Annotated in this window: 17 protein-coding genes and 3 pseudogenes; 2 read left to right on the top strand and 18 right to left on the bottom strand. The window is 46.3% G+C overall.

The window, feature by feature from the left end:
* The 9 genes from OLM33_06820 to OLM33_06780 all read right to left on the bottom strand — a co-directional run.
* A partial coding sequence (locus tag OLM33_06820; GenBank protein MCW1713375.1) for a hypothetical protein occupies positions 1-229 on the bottom strand: 229 nt, incomplete at its 3' end.
* A 278-nt stretch (positions 230-507) separates the two neighbouring features.
* The gene (locus OLM33_06815) at positions 508-1,413 is read right to left on the bottom strand and encodes an IS3 family transposase (protein ID MCW1713374.1); all 906 of its coding nucleotides are present in this window, start codon (positions 1,411-1,413) and stop codon (positions 508-510) included.
* Positions 1,322-1,714, bottom strand: coding sequence for a transposase (locus OLM33_06810; protein ID MCW1713373.1), 393 nt, complete (start codon positions 1,712-1,714; stop codon positions 1,322-1,324). The genes OLM33_06815 and OLM33_06810 overlap by 92 nt, the downstream gene beginning before the upstream one ends.
* A 184-nt stretch (positions 1,715-1,898) precedes the next feature.
* Entirely contained in the window at positions 1,899-3,404 is a 1,506-nt protein-coding gene (locus OLM33_06805) for an SAVED domain-containing protein (GenBank protein MCW1713372.1), read from the bottom strand.
* An 18-nt stretch (positions 3,405-3,422) separates the two neighbouring features.
* On the bottom strand, positions 3,423-6,641 hold the full coding sequence (locus OLM33_06800) for a type I restriction endonuclease subunit R (GenBank protein ID MCW1713371.1): 3,219 nt from the start codon (positions 6,639-6,641) through the stop codon (positions 3,423-3,425).
* A 12-nt stretch (positions 6,642-6,653) separates the two neighbouring features.
* Complete coding sequence (locus OLM33_06795; GenBank protein ID MCW1713370.1) at positions 6,654-7,751, bottom strand: restriction endonuclease subunit S; 1,098 nt, start codon at positions 7,749-7,751, stop codon at positions 6,654-6,656.
* Positions 7,748-9,337 (bottom strand): type I restriction-modification system subunit M, encoded by a 1,590-nt coding sequence (locus OLM33_06790; GenBank protein ID MCW1713369.1) that lies wholly within the window; start codon positions 9,335-9,337, stop codon positions 7,748-7,750. The genes OLM33_06795 and OLM33_06790 overlap by 4 nt, the downstream gene beginning before the upstream one ends.
* Positions 9,338-9,425: 88 nt before the next feature.
* Positions 9,426-9,638 carry a helix-turn-helix domain-containing protein gene (locus OLM33_06785; GenBank protein MCW1713368.1) on the bottom strand — a complete coding sequence of 71 codons (213 nt, stop codon included), beginning with the start codon at positions 9,636-9,638 and terminating at the stop codon, positions 9,426-9,428.
* A gap of 25 nt (positions 9,639-9,663) precedes the next feature.
* On the bottom strand, positions 9,664-10,509 hold the full coding sequence (locus tag OLM33_06780) for an NBR1-Ig-like domain-containing protein (GenBank protein MCW1713367.1): 846 nt from the start codon (positions 10,507-10,509) through the stop codon (positions 9,664-9,666).
* 453 nt (positions 10,510-10,962) lie between these two features.
* Here OLM33_06780 and OLM33_06775 point away from each other — a divergent pair, with 453 nt between their 5' ends.
* Entirely contained in the window at positions 10,963-11,349 is a 387-nt protein-coding gene (locus tag OLM33_06775; GenBank protein ID MCW1713366.1) for a hypothetical protein, read from the top strand.
* Between the two features lie 74 nt (positions 11,350-11,423).
* Positions 11,424-11,744, top strand: a pseudogene (locus OLM33_06770) (transposase).
* A 71-nt stretch (positions 11,745-11,815) separates the two neighbouring features.
* On the opposite strand, the pseudogene OLM33_06765 reads toward OLM33_06770, so the two are convergent.
* The 9 genes and pseudogenes from OLM33_06765 to tsaE all read right to left on the bottom strand — a co-directional run bounded on the left by OLM33_06765 (position 11,816) and on the right by tsaE (position 19,280).
* Positions 11,816-12,595, bottom strand: a pseudogene (locus OLM33_06765) (IS256 family transposase).
* Between the two features lie 218 nt (positions 12,596-12,813).
* Positions 12,814-13,425, bottom strand: a pseudogene (gene prxU, locus OLM33_06760) (thioredoxin-dependent peroxiredoxin).
* Between the two features lie 353 nt (positions 13,426-13,778).
* On the bottom strand, positions 13,779-15,143 hold the full coding sequence (gene rlmD / locus OLM33_06755; GenBank protein MCW1713365.1) for a 23S rRNA (uracil(1939)-C(5))-methyltransferase RlmD: 1,365 nt from the start codon (positions 15,141-15,143) through the stop codon (positions 13,779-13,781).
* A gap of 80 nt (positions 15,144-15,223) precedes the next feature.
* Positions 15,224-15,793: a 2-oxoacid:acceptor oxidoreductase family protein gene (locus OLM33_06750; protein ID MCW1713364.1), complete on the bottom strand. Its 570-nt coding sequence runs from the start codon at positions 15,791-15,793 to the stop codon at positions 15,224-15,226.
* A gap of 13 nt (positions 15,794-15,806) precedes the next feature.
* The gene (locus tag OLM33_06745) at positions 15,807-16,634 is read right to left on the bottom strand and encodes a thiamine pyrophosphate-dependent enzyme (protein MCW1713363.1); all 828 of its coding nucleotides are present in this window, start codon (positions 16,632-16,634) and stop codon (positions 15,807-15,809) included.
* 2 nt (positions 16,635-16,636) lie between these two features.
* Positions 16,637-17,767 (bottom strand): 2-oxoacid:acceptor oxidoreductase subunit alpha, encoded by a 1,131-nt coding sequence (locus OLM33_06740; protein MCW1713362.1) that lies wholly within the window; start codon positions 17,765-17,767, stop codon positions 16,637-16,639.
* Between the two features lie 2 nt (positions 17,768-17,769).
* Positions 17,770-17,970 carry a 4Fe-4S dicluster domain-containing protein gene (locus tag OLM33_06735; protein ID MCW1713361.1) on the bottom strand — a complete coding sequence of 67 codons (201 nt, stop codon included), beginning with the start codon at positions 17,968-17,970 and terminating at the stop codon, positions 17,770-17,772.
* A 159-nt stretch (positions 17,971-18,129) separates the two neighbouring features.
* Complete coding sequence (gene tsaB, locus OLM33_06730; protein ID MCW1713360.1) at positions 18,130-18,789, bottom strand: tRNA (adenosine(37)-N6)-threonylcarbamoyltransferase complex dimerization subunit type 1 TsaB; 660 nt, start codon at positions 18,787-18,789, stop codon at positions 18,130-18,132.
* Positions 18,790-18,803: 14 nt separating this feature from the next.
* A complete protein-coding gene (gene tsaE / locus OLM33_06725; GenBank protein ID MCW1713359.1) occupies positions 18,804-19,280 on the bottom strand; it encodes a tRNA (adenosine(37)-N6)-threonylcarbamoyltransferase complex ATPase subunit type 1 TsaE in 477 nt (158 codons plus the stop codon).

Below are 19,280 nucleotides of genomic sequence, written 5' to 3'. Positions count from 1 at the left end.
CCCCGTAATCCGGCATTTTGTAGCAAGGTTTTTGCAGCCCCGGCGGGAAAAGCCTGTCTGTTATCTCCTTGTCGCTTAAGTCTTTTGCGGATCCCCACTCGAGGCTTGTTTCCCCGGCACGTTTGAGTACGTCTATGACAGTTGTCCGTGAACAGTGACATGCTGCGGAGACCTGTTTGTTGCTGATCCCAAGGCTGTGAAGCCTTAGGATCTCCCTGTAATTGGCCATCTCTAATGACCCCTCCTCAAATAATGTATTTGCATCACATGGATGCTAAATGCATTATATTGATAGAGGTTCAGTGAGGTAATAAAAAGGTGGAGGGGTGTACAACTCGTCCGGTCGGAGTGTTCAGTTTGGAGCGGTGAGGGTGTTCAACTCACGCGGTCAATGTGTTCAATTTGACGCGGCGTATGCATAAAGGAGCCCTAATGGCTTTGCTATATCTTAAAGTGCCCCCCAATGTCAAGACACGAATTTGCATATGATCCGAATAGCTCCTTTCATTATGCTGCGTGTGTTTTCTGCTGTTGGCAGAAAGCATTGGGTGTAAGTCCCCCCAACGATGCATGGGGGCGGATCATGTTGTAATCGAGCATGTACCTGTCGACGCCGTTGATCATCTCCCTAGGTGTGATGTACTCGTTGATGTATATATCCTCGTATTTCAAGCTGCGGAAAAAGCGTTCTGTGCGAATGTTGTCCAACGCCTGGCCTTTGCCGTCCATTGATATCCTTACGCCGTTGCTTTCCATCAGATCGAGGTAGGCCTGATTGGTGAAGTGGCTGCCCTGATCAGAGTTGATGATCTCCGGTTTGCGATGGCAGAGAGCACGACGGAGACATCTTAAGACAAATTCTTTTTCCAATGTGTAACTGACCTCATAGTCCACGATTTGGCGAGTATGCCAGTCGATGATGATAAACAAGTACAGAAAACCTTTCTTAAACGGCAGGTAGGTGATATCTATGCCCCAGACCTGGTCCTCATGATCAATTATAAGGTTGCGTAACAGGTATGGCCGTACATATTGTTTATGATACCGTTTGCTCAGGTTAGGCCCAGGATACAGAGCGATAATATCCATCAGGCGCATCAGGCGGCGTACACGTTTTTTGTTGACTTTGCAGCCATATTGATTTCGTAGATAGTCAGCCATTTTGCGATATCCCCAGGCAGGCTTTGATAAATGCGTTCTGTCAATGATCTCCATTATGTTTAGGTTCTCCAGAGATTCTCCATGGGTCGGATCAAAAAAATCTCGGCTCTGCTCTCTATAAACACTGCTGCGATTGACTTCCATAAGTTCGCACTGCCTTTTAACCGTCAGTTTTTTGTTTTTTTGTGAAACGAGTTTTAGGCGCTCCTTCGGGACCAAATATTTCGTTATATTTTTTTTTGAGCCAGTCACACTCGATCGTGAGCTGGCCAACCTTCTGCTGCAGGACTGTGATTTCATCTTCTTTGGCCTCAAGTTTCCGGACACTGTCCGTTGCACCTCGCCTGAAAACTTCAGCCGCATGCTCTTGAAACTGCTTGTGCCAGCTGCTCAAGGTCGCTGGTGATATTTGATACTTTTCGGCAAGTTCATTAAGCGTGTGCTGTCCGCTGAGCAATTCCAGTACGACCTTCGATTTGAATTCTGGGTTATAGGTATTTTTCTTCTTCATCTCACCATTGTATTCGGTTCTGTCATATTTTTCATGTCTCATTTCTTGGGAGCACTATAATATGTCGGCAAAACGTAGAGCATCAGAAATATTTACAGGCTTGTATTCACTCTTAATTTGAAAGAGGCGCAACGAATAGTTGTATAAGATATTCTCATACAACTCATTAAGATAGGGATTCTTGTCAATATCATCAAATATGACATTACCTAATGATACAGTGTTCCTATTCGCCACTTTGCACCCCTCCCTTAAATCCAAGAAGGGACTTCATAATCTCTTGCTTATCTTCATCCGCTTCATTGAATGGCAAAAAGTAGAAGTAAAAAGAGTAGAACTCCATTCCCGCAGTTTTAATCTTTTCTATGATATAGGAAACATGAGCTTGAATATCTTTTCGCATTTTTTTCGCTACTAGTTCGCGAAATTCTGCAGATGGGCGGTTTTTTTCTATTCCCAACGAGTAACCGAGAAACACGCCAAACGCAGTATCATGGGCAATTGTTTGTCCTTTGCTTGGTATGATGATGTTCTTTAATTGTTCGGCAACTTCCGGTGCAAACTCCTTATCAAACGCTGTGCTTTCTACAAGTCGGATTTCCCGTGAAGTATCATTCTTTATAGCTTCAAGTGTGATAAAGGCATCGTCGATTGCATCCCTTGGATCTCCTACGATGCGAGACTTGCCAAACACCATCTGGAAAGATGGCATTTCCGCGCCGGTCTGCAGTAAATGAACGCAGCTGGTGCCGGTCGTCAGTAATTCATCGGACGGGGTGTCAAATTTACTGAACACTTTTGGAGCATCAAGTATCTGTTCCAAAAACACATACAGCATCAGGTCACCCAGTTCGTCACCAAGCCAAGTCAAATCGCCGTTGCAACGGTAGTGCAACAATTCGACTGCTTTCAGACCAATGAGCGTTATCTCATCATCATTCATAAACTTCTTTATGCGTTCCCGCGAGTAAATGTATTGACCTATGTTTTTCAATAGAAACTTCTTTAGGGCATCGAAAGAGAACGCATTGTCAACCACGCTCAGTTGAAACAAGCGCAACTGGTAAGGGTTTATTAAACCCAGCTTTTCGTCATGTGATACTTCTGTGAAAACACCGTCAAAACCGGCATCCTTAAGCGTCTTTTTCAACACACTCGATGAAGCATCGTGAGTTTGATCCCTTAAATGCGATTTCTTAGAAACAGACTTGGTTGTGATAAAACTAATGATTGCATCTATAGTGTTTTCTGGTTGCATATTGTTAGTGTCACGTATAGCTTTCAGAAAATCACCGATCATCAGGAGGATTTCGCTTACGCGCTTTATCTCTGCTGTAATGCTATCAATACTTTCTGCTGGCAAGCTCTTAATCTGTTCTTCAAGTGTTGCTTTCTTGTCATTCCAATATCGTATGTAACGTTCGTGATTTGCTACAGTGTAGACATTCAGATCGGCATTTCCAAGCACAACATACATAGTGCGGGCTTTCCAATTAACATCCTTGTATAACTGACAGGCCTCATACATGCAATTGATAGACTTCAAATACTCATCTGAAATGAGAAGCACAGCATACTCAGCTTGGCGAATACGGTTCATGAATTCCTCAATACTACCCCACGGAGCAATGTCATTTGTATCGCGCAGGATAGGACAAACTGTGCGGACAGAGGACTCTATCTTATCTGCAAAGTCTTTTTGTTCTCTATTGTACGAGATAAATAATGACATCGTCTTACTCCTTTGAATTTATTGAGATGACCAAACATCTGCCAGGTTTTCCGCTTGCTTCATCACGAGCTCTATTGCGGCTGGCTGCTTATCGGGTGGATAACCATATTTGTTCAGTATTCTGCGAACTATGACCATAATACGTGCACGGGCTGTCTCCTTAATTGCAAAGTCGATGGTCGCGTTCTTTCTGACCTTATCGGCTATCTCCCGTGCAATTGCCCTTAATTGGTCGTCTCCCAGAACCTTTACCGCACTGTCATTGGTTTCAAGTGCATCATAAAAAGCAAGCTCATCCTCAGAAAGACCCATGTCTTGTCCGCGCTTATCAGCCGCGTTAATCTCACGAGCGATACGAATAAGTTCTTCGATAATTTCGGCAGTTGTCAAGAGGTTGTTCTGATACCTCTTTATTGCGCCATCCAGCATTTCCATTAATGTTTTTGATTTGGCCAGGTTGTGTTTGGAGCGTATTTTTATCTCATCAGATAACAGCTTCTTTAGGAGTTCGATGGCAACATTCTTATATTTCATTCCTTCGATTTCTTTCAAGAATTCTTCCGAAAGAATGGATAGTTCAGGTTTTTCAAGTCCCGCAGCACCAAAGATGTCCACGACTTGGTCAGAAGAAATAGCAGAGTTTACGATATTCCGTATAACTGAATCATAACTCTCGCCTTTTCCATTGCCGCCCGTTTCAAATTTTGTTAATCGTGCTTTGACCGCTTGGAAAAATGCAATCTCTTCAGCATTTTCAAAAGTGGCAGGATCAGGCTTAGCAAGAGCGTATGCCTGCCCTAACAACGAGACTTCACGGATAAAACGATTCTTGCCATCGTCCAAACCAAGAATGAAGTCCTCCGCTTGCAATATCAGCGACAGCTTATCCTTAACAGCACTGGAGAAGAAAGCCGAGTAATCAAAACCATAGAGTATGCAGCGCACAACCTCCAGCTTTTCAAGCATTATCTCAACAGCCTTCTGCTGTGTTTCAGCCGGAACACCTTTGCCACCGCTTTCTGCGTAAAAACCAAGAGCCTTTTTTAAGTTTGTGGCAATGCCTATGTAATCTACAATTAGACCGCCAGGCTTGTCCTTAAACACGCGGTTTACACGTGCGATAGCCTGCATCAGGTTATGGTCTTTCATCGGTTTATCAATATACATTGTATTAAGACACGGAGCATCAAAGCCGGTGAGCCACATATCGCGTACGATGACAATTTTCAGCGGATCGTTCTCATCCTTCAAGCGGAGGGCAAGAGCTTTTCTCTGTGCTTTAGTCGTATGGTGCTTCTGGATTGCGGCACCGTCTGAGCTGCTGGAAGTCATAACGACCTTGATAGATCCTTTGTCTAGGTCGTCACTGTGCCATTCGGGACGCAATTTAACAATCGCATCATAAATTTCTACCGCAATACGGCGGCTCATGGCTACTATGAGAGCTTTTCCCTCAAAGACCTTCTGTCGTTCTTCAAAATGCGTCACAATGTCATTGGCGAGAATACGGATTCTATCCTCGTTTCCGACAATTGCTTCCAATTTCGCCCACTTGATTTTCGCTTTAGTCGCTTCGTCAGCTTCGCCAACCTCATCAAGTTCTGCATCGAATTGCTCGATTAAGCGCTTTCCTTCCTCAGTAAGATTGACTTTCGCGAGTCGACTTTCGTAGTAAATCCTTACAGTAACCTTATCCTCAACTGCTTGAGCGATGTCATAAATATCAATATAGTTACCAAAGACAGCAGGTGTGTTCGCATCCTGCTTCTCAACAGGCGTTCCTGTGAACCCAATAAATGTGGCGTTTGGAAGCGCGTCACGGATATACTTAGCGAAACCGTAAGCAATCCGCTGACCAACTACCTCGCCGTTTTCTTTAATGTCACGGAGCTTAGCGTTAAATCCATACTGGGTACGATGTGCTTCGTCAGCAATAACCACGATGTTGTCACGGTCAGACAACAGTTCATAAACCGATTCGTTGTTATCCGGAATAAACTTCTGTATGGTCGTGAAGACGATGCCCCCAGACGCAACCTTCAATAGTGTTTTCAGCTCTTCGCAGGAGTTCGCTTGTGTGGGTGGTTGGCGCAAGAGTTGGCTATTGCCTGCGAATGTGTCAAACAGCTGATCGTCAAGATCATTTCGGTCTGTAATGACCACTATGGTTGGATTATTTAAGGCTCGGACGATTTTACCGGTGTAAAATACCATCGAAAGTGATTTGCCGGAGCCTTGTGTGTGCCAGATAACGCCTGCCTTACGGTCACCCTTTGGCTGATCGGAAGCGGAGGGTAACCCGTAGCTTGCAGGGTCTTCCCGAACCATATTGGTAGATTTATTTGAATAACCACTGGCGCGGATTGTCTGCTCCAATGCTTTATTGACGGCATAATACTGATGATAAGCAGCGATTTTTTTGACCGTCTCCACCTTTACTATATGTGTGACCTTGTCCTCGGTTTGTGTCTTTTCATAGGTCACGAAGCTTTGGATGTAGTCAATCAACGTTGTGGGATTGCACAACCCATGAATTAAGGTTGAAAGTTCGTTGTCAAATTTAGCGGCTTCTTTGATACCGTCTTTGGTTTTCCATGTACTGAAACGGGAATATGGCGCGGTAAGGGATCCAGCCTTTGCTTCTAAACCATCGGAAATAATGCAAATTTCGTTATATGTAAACAAACCCGGTATCGCTAACTTATACGCCTGCAGCTGTTCATATGCCTTGTGGCAGGTGGCGTTCTCGTCAGCGGGGTTTTTTAATTCAAATATTACAAGCGGAATACCGTTAACAAACAGGAGTACATCGGGCCGCTTGTTATTGTTGTTCTGAACAACAGTGTACTGGTTGACAACGAGGAACTCATTGTTAAGAGGGCAATCGAAGTCTACTACCCGAACAGTGTCACCTTTGATGTCGCTGTCGTTGCGGTATTCTACAGGAACGCCATCCACGAGCATTTTATGGAACTCCTCATTATCAGCGAGTAAGTTTGAGGTGGCTATTCGCGACAGCTTACGAACCGCGCTCTGAATGGCATCAGCGGGGATGGTCGGGTTCAGCTTGTGCACTGCTGTCTGAAGCCGACCCAGAAGCAATACATCCCCGTAACTGCTGCGTTCGGGATTCAGAGCGTCCGGAGCGAGGTCAACTCCGGATATGTAGGTATAGCCGAGGCTCTGCAACTCCTCAATAACCATTTCTTCTATTGCAGATTCGCATAGTTTTGCCATTTTTTCGCCTCCTTATTGTTTCACCCTCACTTCACCACTGATTAGCTTCGGGAGAAGCGTGTCGCGTAGTTTTTGTAGAATAAGTATTTGAAAACAGTTTCGTGAAATTTTTTCCATCATTGGATCGATAACTATACTAAACAAGTTCACCATTTTTGAGTTTGGAACAACCACTTCAAAACTTTTAACATCATCACTGTTAATATGTTGTTGAGCTCCTCCTGTTTGCCGACTAACAAGTGCATCCAGATTTTCTTTTAGCCACAAATAAATGAAATTGTTTGATAATTCTGCTTTTGGTACTAATCCAATTACTGATTGATTAGCGGCAAACGAATACTCAATAATACTTATTTGCCCTAATGTTGCACCTGTGATTGCAATTACCGTTGTTCCGGCAGGTAGTAATTTAGCAGCAGATTTTTGTAGTGCCTCTTCAGTAATAAATTCACTTGCTTCAAGTATTCTAAAATCGTTAACCTTACCTGAGTTTATCCACCCTACTGTACCGTTTTTCCAATAAGATTCAATTTTTCGAGATGGTGTGCCTCCCAATAGAATATTATATTTACTGGAAATAGGAACGACATCCCAATCCTCGCTTGCATCCTCAACAAACCACTTTCTAAAATACGTCTGAGCCAAGTCTTCTAGCGTTTTATTCTGCCTGGTTAAAAGGTCGATTTTATCATCAAGCGAGGATAAAACTTCCGCTATGGCTTTTTGAATAATTACATCCTCACAATACATTACCTCAACTGAGTTTAATAATGTTTGTGTGATCAATGGATGTGATGAACCTTCAGCATGTTGATTAAGATCCGATAACTTCAATAAATAGTATAAATACTTGGTAGAATTACTCCCTTTAGGTTTTGCTGCTAAAGCATTATCGGATATCCAAATAGGTCTGTTTTCATAAAAAACGCTTCCACAATAAGCACCTACTCGACCAATGATAATTGTTTCTCCATCATAATTGAATTGGTCAGCATATTCAAGAATTCCGTTGCCACCATATACCGGGATGTTTCCTTCTGCTTTTGGTCGAGCTTTACCATTTCCAAAGCAAACTATATCTCGCAGTTGGCACTCTCTAAACTCTGTCATAGCTCAATCCCTACTTTCGCCAGATTCTCCTTTATCCTTTTATCCAGCTTTACGCTTTCCTCCATCTGCCCCTTGAGCTCTACCGACAGTTTTTGGACACGCTCTTCAAAGTCAAAATCGTCCTCTTCATCCGGCAATCCTACATAACGTCCCGGTGTTAGAACATAATCAAGTGCGGCAACTTCTGATACAAGCGCAGATTTACAAAAGCCGGGTACATCCTCATATCCTTCGCTTGTCTTCCAGTTATGATATGTATCGGCAATAGTGCTGATATCCTCATCGGTAAGTTCACGCGTGCGGCGATTTATCAGCTTACCCATATTCCGCGCGTCGATAAACAGTATCTTGTCACGGCGGGGGTGGCTGGGGTCGCTTTCCTTTGCACGGGAAAGGAACCACAAGCAAGCCGGTATCTGTGTATTTAAAAACAGCTTTGTAGGCAGGTTAACGATACAATCCACCAAACCTGCTTCAATAAGTGCTTTACGGATTTTATCTTCACCGTTGGTCTTTGAAGTTAGCGATCCTTTTGCTAAAACAAAACCGGCAGCGCCCTTCGGATTCAGATGATAAATGAAGTGTTGAATCCAAGCATAGTTTGCATTATTCGGTGGTGGCGGCGTTTCACGGCTATATTGCCAGCGTCCGTCGGTCTGAAGCAACTCACCGGACCAGTCGCTGTCATTAAAAGGTGGATTCGCAATAACGAAGTCAGCCCTAAGATCCGGATGCGCATCATTAAGGAATGATCCTTCATTGTTCCACTTCACGTTTGAACTGTCGATGCCACGTAAAGCAAGGTTCATTTTACATAGCCGCCAAGTAGTCTGGTTGCTTTCCTGTCCATAAACTGATACAACGCTTTCAAACAGCTTATCGATTTCCTTTGCTTTGCCATTGTAGCGGTCTGCGTGAGCTTCGATAAACTTTTCGCTCTGAACAAACATACCGCCAGAACCACAGCATGGGTCGAAAACACGCCCTTCGTAAGGTTCGAGCATTTCAACGAGCAACTGAACTACACAGCGGGGTGTGTAGAACTGCCCGCCCTTTTTACCCTCTGCCAGGGCAAACTGGCCGAGGAAATATTCGTAAACTCTGCCAAGGACGTCGTTGGAACGGGACACGCTATCGCCTAGCGCGACGGTGCTGATAAGGTCTATCAGCCCACCCAGCGATTGCTTATCAAGTTTTTCTTTAGCATATTCTTTCGGTAAAACACCCTTAAGGGATGGATTGTCTTTTTCGATGGCGTCCATTGCGTCGTCTATGTCCTTACCGATCGTCGGCAGTTTGGCGCGGCTCTGAAGATAATCCCAGCGCGCCTGCGGCGGAACATAAAAAACATTTTCCGCGCGATATTCATAAGGATCATTTGGATCGGCTCCGGCATAGTCACCTTCGCCCGCTTCAAGTTTGTGATACAACTCATAAAAGTTGTCCGATATGTATTTTAAGAATATAAGCCCAAGAACAATATGCTTATATTCAGCAGCATCCATATTCTTACGCAGCTTGTCCGCAGCAGCCCAAAGCACCTGCTCGACAGGCTGTTCTTTTACCTCTTTTTTTGCTTTCGCCATAGTTTTCTCCTCACTTCTTAATCTTTAGATTTTTTTCTGGCTTTGCCCCAGTTTAATAATAATCTATCTAGTGTCCTATAAATTGGACTTAATCAGAATCCATTGAGTCGGAATTATCTGCAGCGCCACCCGAACGTATCCATTCGTCAACCTCGGACAGCTTAAACTTCCATAGCCTGCCTACCTTATAGGCGGGCATATTTCTTTTTGCAATCCACTGCAAAATAGTTTCCCTCCCAACACCAAGATACTCTTGCACTTCCTTTAAGGTCGACCATTTTTCTATATTGTTTTCGCTCACACTAATAACCTCCATGTATCTTGTGTTAATCTGCTTTGAATTTTATATTTATTGAAATGTTAAATTTCCTCATGTCATTAGGGAAACAGTTTTCACCATCGCTGTCTTGCATCTCCCAAACACAATCGAATTTCCCTTCAGAACCACGGGCATCAAAGTCTGTGGTTATTTTTATATCCTTACCTGGCGGTGTATCCGGTATATCAATGGTGTTTATATCAGCTTTTGGCCGCACTTCATTGCAGTTTGCAAAAACGAGTTTGCGACCACGCCATGTCTGAGTCCCATTATTTCGAATTACCCACGTGTGCTGGAATTTATCGTAGCAGTGAACCGAATAAGAGCGCTGCGGCTTACATTCAAGAACCCAAGCACTATCTCCCGGATAAAGCGGAGTCATTCGCTTCACAGGCTGCGTGTCAGGCTCTAACAGCAATTGTTGATATTTTAAAGCGACGATATCATCGACATCATTGCTTTCGCTCTGAATAAGCAGCTGGAACTGATATGCCAGTGATTTTGATAGTAATAACCTGTCCGACTCGGCAGAAACAGGTATTGCAAAAGCTGTCATGACATCGCGAAGTCTATCTTTTCCTATATTATCGGCAAAGAACTCAGATAAAGAATCTAACGGAAACGGGTCAGGAAAGCTCGCCTTCATGTCAGTTGTTATTTGCCTACCACCTTTATAAAGCATCCGCTGATATTCAAGGTTGTCGCTCGTTTGCTTTGTCTTGAGCCTCGGTAGCGAAAACACTGTGCTACCGGCTGCGATGAAGCAATTCGTAACAAACACGCCTTGATTTTTTTGATTGTTCAGGTAGGGATATACCTTCTTAAAAAACTCAGATGCGTTTATGCGAACCACCTCACTTTTGTTGTACCAGACTTTGTACCAGATGTACCATCCCTGAGTAATTTTTTGTACCGTCGCGTCTTGATATCCTTATCTCAGATAGAGGGATCGGAGATTGAGACTGCCCGAAGGTAAAAAATAACATCTTCATTGTATTACAAAACAAGTCAAAAATCAATCCTTTTACACGAAAATGTTCAAAAAAAGTTATAAAACCATTTAAACCGATTCGTGTAGACGTTCCCAATATCGAAAAATAAATCTCAAAGCCTGAGATGCGCATTAAGGCGGCGGGATACATAAGAAGTTCCAAGCACGGCAAACGCCGTGTTCGGAGCCTCGGATGTACCCACCGTGCCTTGTCATGCCCATTTTTCAGGTGTAACGGTCGGTGTACATCGAAGCACCGACTTTTTATGTGTCCTTGTCGCCCTCATCCGCACACAGGCGGAAAGGACACAACGCATGAAAATTCAATGGAAATTCGCAGACGGAACCACATCAGAAGTTGAAGTCAATGAGGAAATCGGCAACTACATAACAGCATCACGACGCGAGGAGAGCAATCTCGCCCGCAAGGAGCGCTACCACTGCTATTCGCTCGACGCTATCGATTATGAGGGACCCGAGTATGCGACAGACACTACACCCGAAACCGATTTGATACGCGAAGAAGACGCCGCTCGGATCAACACTGCGCTGGACAAGCTTTCGGAAACGCAAAAGCGCCGCTTATTAATGTTAGCGGACGGCTTATCAGTAAATGAGATTGCCCGTATCGAAGACGTCGCTCCAAACGCTGCGTGGAAATCAATCGAAGGCGCAAAGAAAAAATTCAAAAAACATTTTTAGAAATGGGTGTATAAAACACCCGCCTTTTCTCCGTATACCGAGGGACACAGCCACACCGTCCCTCGGATGACCTTGAAAAGAAGTGGGAGAAGAAATATCCTATTGCTGTACGATCCTGGAGGAATAACTGGAACGAACTTTCAGTAATGTTCAAATATTCCCCTGAGATCCGGAAAATGATCTACACAACGAACAGTATAGAGAATTTCAACAGACAGCTGCGGAAAGTTACAAAGACAAAGAGCGCCTTCGTTTCCGATGACGCCCTGATGAAGATGCTATATTTGGTTACGATGCAGGTAACAGAAAAGTGGACTCAGCAAATTCGTGATTGGCCGGCAATTATGGACAATCTGGTGATACACTTCGGCGACAGGGTGAAACTGCTCTGTTGAACGAAGAATCCACTAAATTCATGGTTACAGACCGGCTCGGGGATGTTTACACAAAATTTTCCGCACTACCGAATGTTGCGCATGAAATGCACTTTGCAACGCTGCCAGGAAGCACCCGGGAATTCTTCCGCTATTGCTGATTTCAGGCCGGAATGAGCATCCGACACTATCAGAACAGGTCCACTCAAGCCCCGTTTTTTAAGATTCCTGAAAAGCTGTGAATAGCTCTCCTTGGATTCTTCCATCATCGGTTCTAATGCCAGTATCTCTCTCTGTCCTTCTCTGTTTACTCCGCACACAATCAGCACGGCCATGCTTATTACTCTTCCGTCCACACGGACCTTCTCATAAAGAGCGTCTGTCCAGAGGATGGGATATGTAGTGCCTGAAAGATCCCTCGTGCGAAATGAACTTACCTGGTCATTCAGCCCTTTGGTCATTTCACTCACTTGGCTCTTTGATATGCTTTCAATGCCAAGGCTCTTAGCCAGCTTTTCCATGCGCCTTGTTGAAACACCCTGGACAAAGGCCTCCTGTATCACATGTATCAATGCATTCTCGCTGCGCTTGCGCTCCGTAATGAAGAAAGGGATATAGCCGCCAGTCCTTAACTTGGGGACCATCAGATACATCGTTCCCATTCTCGTATCAAGTCTTCTGGGTCTATAGCCGCTTCTGTAGCCGGTACGGGTTTCAGAGTGTTCATTCTTGTCCGCGCCTGCCTTATTTGAAATCTCTGCTTCCATGAGCCTGCTGCAAAGCCAGTCCAGCATGGAAAGCATCGGGTCGGGTTCCGACAGACACTGCAGTAGCAATTCTTCAAGTCCTGTGTTATTCTTTTTCAAAGCCATTGGGATTCTCCTTTTTGTAAGTGTCTCGAACACATTTAGTTTAAAGGAGCCCTAATGGCTTTGCTATATCTTTTCTTCAGCAAAATTGCGAACTTGATTCTACTCTATCTTAGTTTTTTTGCCTGTCCATATGAAATTATAGAGGAAATGACTCTCGGGTTGTAAATAAAAGCATTAAAAAGGGACAGGCTCGCGCCTGTCCCGGGTATTTCTATTGTTTAGTCGTCAAAGGCTTCTTTGACGCTCCACTCTTTCCAGATATTGCCTACCAGGCCAATTCCGGGGGAAAGGACCTTTTTGCCCGGCTTCCAGCCGCTGGGAGTTACATTCTTTCCTTTGGTCTCACGAACAAGCTGGTACGCCATTATCTGACGCAATGCTTCACTTACGTTTCTGCCGACAGGCGGCGTAAGCACTTCAAATGACTGGATCACGCCATCGGGGTCAATTATGAAGCGGCCCCGTGTTTCAGTTCCTGATTCTTCATTGTAAACACCGTACATAGTGCCGATCTTTCCGCCCTGGTCCGAAAGCATGGGGAAAGGGATATCCTTATTGATCATTTTTGAAAGTTCATGATCATTCCAAATTTTATGGACAAACGGAGAATCGACGGAAATGGAAAGTACTGTGACGCCTAATTTTTCAAATTCGCTGTATTTTTCAGCAACTGCTGAAACTTCCGTGCCTCAGACAAATGTGAAGTCGCCCGGGTAAAAACACAGCATTACCCATTTTCCGGCATAATCGGCCAGATCCACTTTTGTAAACTTTCCCTGATGAAATGCAGACGCAGTAAATGTCGGTGCTTTGCTTCCTACTTTGATCATTTTCTTACCCCCTATATATTTTATATTATTTCATGATGCGAAGCTTCGACTGTAAATGTACAGCTTATACCTCTAATAACCAACTTGTTGCTTTCTGCAAATTGAATAATTATTTCGTTATTTAAAATGTATATCATTTAACATTATAACAATATATCTGGAAATTACCAGATAAGAAAGCGGCCTCTTTATTTTTAATGTTACTTGCACAATTTGATATGCGGCTGATTTTGAAAAAAGCTGTCGGGGGTGTCAGAGCTTTTGGAGCGTACTTGAATGAGCAAATATTTACTAATCAAATTTTTGCAAAAGGCTTTTATTTATAATTGACATCTCTGCTCCCTATCTGATTTTTACGACCTTGCCATCGTAAGCACTGTCTCAACATGTCCTGTCTGGGGGAACATGTCGAAGGGCTGGATGTTTTCGATCGACCAGCCGTTGGATATAAGCCCCTTTATGTCGCGTGCGAGCGTTGCGGGACCGCAGGAGACGTAGACGATCTTTTTCGGCGCTATTTTGACGATCGAAGCTATGACTCTCGGATCGCAACCTGTCCTCGGAGGATCCAGAACGACCGTGTCAAATTTTTCGCCGGAGAGGGCTTCCGCAACTTCCTCGGCGGAGCCCGAATGGGGCGTTATGTTGTCAAGTCCGTTCAGTTCGGCGTTGATCCTCATGTATTTTGAAGCCTGAGGCCACTCCTCCACCGCAGTTACATGTCTGGCACGCTCTGAGAGAAAGGCGGTAAGCGTACCGGCGCCCGAATAGAGTTCAAGGATATTTCCGCATACGTCACCGGCCGCGGCTTCTGATGCGTATTTATAGAGCTCAAGGGCTTGCCCGGAGTTGATCTGGAAGAATGAGGATATCTCAAAATTGAAAGTGAACTTTCCGAGCTTTTCCTGCATGACGGGCGTGCCGTATATGGTCGAGAATTCATCTCCCCATATAAAGTTGCCGGTCGAAGTGTTTTTGTTGAAGACCATGCCCGTCAGGTCATCGGAATGTGCTTTTGCGATCCCTGCCAGCTTTCGGATCTCATTTTTTTCGGCGGGTCTTCCCCCGACGATCCCGCATAAACTCTGATCGGTGAATTTTGCCGACCTAAGGACAATATGTCTTATAAAACCAATAAAATGGCGTTCTTTTTCGTTCCAGCCTATAAATCCGGCATCCTTCAGATCGTTTATAAGTGAGCAGACGTTTGACTCAAGCTTTGGAAGCAGAACGGGACAGCCCGCAAATGGAACGATGTCGTGGCTCCTGTTTTTATAAAAACCGGCCGAAAACTTCCCTCTTCGACCGGTCTGCACGGGGAGAGAGGCCTTGTTTCTGTAGGCCCACTGCGAGGGAGAAGGAATGCATTTATTAACAGAAGGTTCCGAGACTCCCCCGATCCTTTTGATCGCGTCATATACAGTCTTTCTCTTTAGTTCAAGCTGTGACGAGTAATCTATATGCTGAAGCTGACAGCCTCCGCACTTTCCGTAAACCGGGCAAAGCGGTTTTATCCTCTTGGATGAGTCATTATGGCGCTCAAGGACCTTTGCGACAGCGTAATTCTTTTTTGCCTGAACAATACGGCATGTGACATCTTCTTCAGGAAGCGCATCGGGAACAAAGACAACGAAGCGTTCATCTCCGAGTCTTACTATGCCCTCTCCTTCGTTGTTTATCTCCGTAATTTTAAATTTCCTTATTTCACCCTGAAGCATGTTATTCCTCCAAAAAGGCAGTATAGAAAAAGGGGCAGGGAAATCTCCCCGCCCCCTCTGAAATTATATCAGATGTGTTTCTACTTCCTTGCAGCCATTGCCTCGTCCATCATTTGATAGCCGTATTCAAAGGCTTTTTCGTTAAGTTCTTCTGTGCCCTTGGGGACTCTTGCAAGGATAGCCTTTTTGATCGCTTCGGGCTTTGTCAGGTTCTTGACTTCAAGGACCTTCGCTGCTGTGCCGAGTGCGACCATGTTGACGACGAGTTCACGGCCGAGCTTTTCCCTTGCGGTCTTTACGATCGGGAGAAGGTAGACATCGGCATCAAGCTTCGGGGGATCCGTGACGAAAAAGTCATCGAAGATGACCGTGGCTCCCTTGGCTGAGTCGTGGCTGTACTGGTCGGCTGCCTTCTGAGTAAGGATAACCTGAAGGTTGGGATGTGCTGCCTTCGGGTAGTCGATCTCATTAAGATCGTAGACTACTTCCGACTTGGAAGCACCGCCGCGGGCTTCGGGACCGTATGCCTGGCTCTGTACCGAATTGAGGCCTTCCGTATAAAGTGCTGCAGCCTCACCAAGGATCACTGCGGCGAGGATGACTCCCTGTCCGCCGGATCCAGCAACGCGAATTTCAAAACGATGGCTCATGATCCGTTACCCCCTATGCCTTCTGCGCGCGGGCGATGATCTCGTCATAGCGCTCAGTGTATTCGCGGGCGTCTTCGATATTGACGAACTCGCCAATGATGATCTTGCCCTTGAGTTCCTCTGCAGTCATCGTATCGGCCTTGGCCTTCATGACTGAGTTGTCCTTAAGATAGTTGATGTTATCCATCGGACGGCTGCGCTTGTTCTTGCGGCCGAACTGTGTGTGACAGAAGGTGACGAGCTCTACCACCGCAAAGCCCTTCTTCTGGTGCTGGATGGCCTTTTTGAGTATCTGCTCGCACATTGCGGGCTGAGCTACCGTTGCACGGGCAACATATGTCGCGCCTGCACCCTCGGCGAGTTTGCAGATGTCAAATGTAGGATCTATCGCACCGTAGGGAGCCGTTGCCGCGAATGCGCCTTCCGGTGTCGTCGGGGAGGCCTGGCCGCCCGTCATGCCGTAGATGTTGTTGTTCATTACGACTGCCGTGATGCCTATGTTGCGGCGGCAGGCGTGGATGAAGTGGTTGCCGCCGATGGCAGTGCCGTCGCCGTCACCCATTACGTTGACAATGGTGAGTTCAGGATTAGCAAGCTTGACTCCGGTCGCAAAGGCGAGTGAACGTCCGTGTGCTGTGTGGAGCGTGCATGCATCGATGTATCCGGGCATACGGCTTGAGCAGCCTATACCTGAGGAGATGCATATCTTCTCTTTTGGTATCTGAAGATCTGCAAGCGCGCGGAGAATTGCGTGCATGATGATCCCATGTCCGCATCCCGGGCACCAGATGTGTGGCATAAATTTCGTGCGTAGGAGTTTCTTTACATCTTCGCGGGGCATAGTTACGCCACCTCCTTGATGAAGGACATGATCTGGTCAGGCTTGTAAAGCTCGCCGTTGATGAGGTTCCTGGCATGGACTTCGCATTTGCCTGCCGCGGCTTTGATTACCTCTCCGACCATCTGTCCTGCGTTGAGTTCGGGAACGATTATGTGCTTTACTCTCTTTGCGATCTCTGCGATCTCCTTGTCCGGGAAGGGCCAGAGAGTAATGGGGCGGAAATGTCCGACCTTGACTCCCTCAAGACGGAGTTCGCGGATCGCGCGGAGCGCTGAACGTGAGACGCTTCCGTAGGAAACGACCATTATTTCGGCATCTTCCATGCTTTCCTGTTTGAATTCGACGATCTCGTCGCGGCAGCGATCGACCTTGCGGATGATGCGGTTTGCCTTCTTGTCGATCTCGTCGGCTTCGTTTGTCGGGAAGCCCCAGTCGTTGCTTGTAAGGCCTGTTACATGCCAGCGATAGCCGTCACCGAATGCCGCCATCGGAGGGATGTCGTCGTCGTCCGCTTTGTAGGGGACGAATTCGTCGGGGCATACCGTGGGCTTCTTGCGGTTCACGATCTCGAATGATCCCGGCTCGGGGATGACGATCTTTTCACGCATGTGTCCAACGACCTCGTCAGCCATGACAAGGACGGGCTGGCGGAAACGCTCAGCCATGTTGAACGCTTTGACCGTGATCTCGTAGCACTCCTGTATTGAAGAGGGGGCATAGGCTATCGTTGCGTGGTCGCCGTGAGTTCCCCATTTAGCCTGCATCACGTCAGCCTGAGAAACCTTTGTGGGGAGTCCTGTGGAAGGGCCGCCGCGCTGAACGTCAGCAAGGACCATAGGAATTTCCGCAATATATGCATAACCAAGAAGTTCCTGCTTAAGGGAGATACCGGGGCCGGAACTGCCTGTCATTGCTTTCAAGCCAGCAATTGAAGCACCTATCGTAGCTGCGATACCGCCGATCTCATCTTCCATCTGTACAAATTTACCGCCGAGTCTCGGAAGCTCTTCGGACATAACTTCCATGATCTCTGTCGAGGGAGTTATCGGATAACCTCCGAAGAATCTGCATCCGGCCGCAATAGCACCCATGGCTATCGCTTTGTTGCCCTGCCAGAATTCAACCTGGGCCATTGTCAGTCACGCTCCTTAATTGTTATTGCCATATCAGGGCAGACGTTGTCGCACTGGTGGCAGCCAATGCAGTCGTCGGGGCGGACAGGAACACACTTAACCTGCTCGCTCAGTTCAAGAACTTTCTTCGGGCATATAGCGATACAGAGACCACATCCTTTGCACCATTTGGTCATTACATCGATGTCGAACTTCTTCGCCAAAAAACCCACCTTCCTTCCCCACATCTAATCATATTTGTCTGTCAACCATTGATAGTATCGATTGGCATAACCTCGGGTATTATGACAAAGATTTCACATTTATTCAAGGAAAAGATTAAATTCTTTATATTCTGACAATAGCATCAATATTTATGAAATCTATGAAGTCGGGCCGATGTCAGGTTCACGCAGGTAAGCTCCCTGTATCATTTCAGGGGGTATCGAAAGGTGCTTCTGGTATTCGCCGATCAGAGCAGTCTGTCCCGGGCGTCCTGTCGCCCTCGGCAGCACATTGTTCGGAAGTACCGAGAACTCCTTGAAAAGGGCAACGTCATCCCCCACCAGCAGTGTCTCGGGATAGAGCGTCAGAAAATCGGCAAATTCCGCAGCCGTACAGAACTTTGGATATACAAACGGCTTGAGCTCTCTTCCGTCAGAAAAGTAGAGCGCGCAGTATATGCAGTTTTGTCTTGCCTTGATTATCGGGGCAAGCGGTATGCCGGCTGTCCTGAGGTCATGTACGAACGTTTCAAGCGACGAGACGGGCAGTATGTTTATCCCAAGGCCTTTTGCAAGAGCTGCGGAGTATGCTATCCCGGTCCTTATGCCCGTATAGTATCCGGGACCGTTTGCAGCGGCTATAAGTTCCAGCTCCGATAACTTCATAGAGCTCTCCGAGAGCACCCTTTCCACTATAAGGGGCAAAAGGGACGACTGCTTCCTTCCGAGCTCGAGGCTCACCTCGGCCAGTACGGCACCGTCCGATGCGGCGGCAACGTTTGTAAATTTAGTCGTGCAGTCTATTCCCAGGATCTTCATGATCTCCCTCTTTTTTACCGAATGTTTTTCGAAACTTCGTCCGAAAGCCTGCCAAGCATCTCTATGGCTCTCTCTCCCAGTGCCCTGACCGTTATCGTCCTGCTGTTCTCGTCGTCCTCCCCGTTCGTTATAGTTATGTCCAGCGTGTCCTTCAGCGGCGGGGTGTGCCATCTTTCAGCCCATTCGACGACCAGAAGGCATCCGCTGTCTATGTAATTTTCAAAATCAAGGGCATCGGCTTCCACGTATGAATCCAGCCTGTAGAGGTCTGCGTGTACCATCGGGAGATCTCCATCGTGCTCTGATACAAGGATGAAGGTCGGGCTCTTGATCCCACGGTGACCGAGCGAACTGCCTATCCCCTGGGTCAGGACGGTCTTGCCCATCCCAAGGCCCCCGTGAAGGAGTATCGTAAGGCCCGGAAAAGCCAGCCTCCCCAGTAAAGCTCCGAGCTGCCGGGTCTCCTCTTCTCCGGACGTCGTGATCCGCAT

It is taken from the genome of Synergistaceae bacterium DZ-S4 (genome assembly GCA_025943965.1).
GTDB classification, from domain to species: domain Bacteria; phylum Synergistota; class Synergistia; order Synergistales; family Synergistaceae; genus Caenicola; species Caenicola nitritireducens.
This window is presented reverse-complemented; position numbering and strand designations above follow the sequence as displayed.

Bases quoted from the DNA above. Each gene is read 5' to 3' on its own strand.
- OLM33_06810 (MCW1713373.1), bottom strand. From the start codon at position 1,714: ATGAGACATGAAAAATATGACAGAACCGAATACAATGGTGAGATGAAG.
- OLM33_06805 (MCW1713372.1), bottom strand. From the start codon at position 3,404: ATGTCATTATTTATCTCGTACAATAGAGAACAAAAAGACTTTGCAGAT.
- OLM33_06800 (MCW1713371.1), bottom strand. From the start codon at position 6,641: ATGGCAAAACTATGCGAATCTGCAATAGAAGAAATGGTTATTGAGGAG.
- OLM33_06795 (MCW1713370.1), bottom strand. From the start codon at position 7,751: ATGACAGAGTTTAGAGAGTGCCAACTGCGAGATATAGTTTGCTTTGGA.
- OLM33_06790 (MCW1713369.1), bottom strand. From the start codon at position 9,337: ATGGCGAAAGCAAAAAAAGAGGTAAAAGAACAGCCTGTCGAGCAGGTG.
- OLM33_06775 (MCW1713366.1), top strand. From the start codon at position 10,963: ATGAAAATTCAATGGAAATTCGCAGACGGAACCACATCAGAAGTTGAA.
- rlmD (MCW1713365.1), bottom strand. From the start codon at position 15,143: ATGCTTCAGGGTGAAATAAGGAAATTTAAAATTACGGAGATAAACAAC.
- OLM33_06750 (MCW1713364.1), bottom strand. From the start codon at position 15,793: ATGAGCCATCGTTTTGAAATTCGCGTTGCTGGATCCGGCGGACAGGGA.
- OLM33_06745 (MCW1713363.1), bottom strand. From the start codon at position 16,634: ATGCCCCGCGAAGATGTAAAGAAACTCCTACGCACGAAATTTATGCCA.
- OLM33_06740 (MCW1713362.1), bottom strand. From the start codon at position 17,767: ATGGCCCAGGTTGAATTCTGGCAGGGCAACAAAGCGATAGCCATGGGT.
- tsaB (MCW1713360.1), bottom strand. From the start codon at position 18,789: ATGAAGATCCTGGGAATAGACTGCACGACTAAATTTACAAACGTTGCC.
- tsaE (MCW1713359.1), bottom strand. From the start codon at position 19,280: ATGCGGATCACGACGTCCGGAGAAGAGGAGACCCGGCAGCTCGGAGCT.